Here is a 305-nt window from a genome sequence, read left to right as displayed (position 1 = left end):
GAAGATCTTTAACAATTAACAGTCAATAAATGTGGGCACTTGATAGTGATAGCGACTAGCTGCTTAGGTAGCTAGGAAACTTAAAATATATCAAATGTTCACAAGAAATAACAAAGCAAGACGGTTTCTAGTAATGGAAATCGAACTGTCAGTATTTTGAGTGAGCGACGCCATCTAAGGATGGAAGCAGAAATGCTAAAAACAGAGATTGAACTGAAGAGTTTGATCCTGGCTCAGATTGAACGCTGGCGGCATGCCTTACACATGCAAGTCGAACGGCAGCACGGACTTCGGTCTGGTGGCGA

At 42.3% G+C, this 305-nt stretch carries 1 rRNA gene; it reads left to right on the top strand.

The window, feature by feature from the left end:
• Window positions 1-210 precede the first annotated feature (210 nt).
• A 16S ribosomal RNA gene (locus KDM92_RS18360) occupies window positions 211-305 on the top strand; the annotation flags it as partial.

The organism is Affinundibacterium baiyunense (assembly GCF_018139645.1).
Lineage (GTDB): Bacteria > Pseudomonadota > Gammaproteobacteria > Burkholderiales > Burkholderiaceae_D > Undibacterium > Undibacterium baiyunense.
Note: the sequence above shows the minus strand (reverse complement) of the source record. Positions and strands in the feature narration are given on the sequence as shown.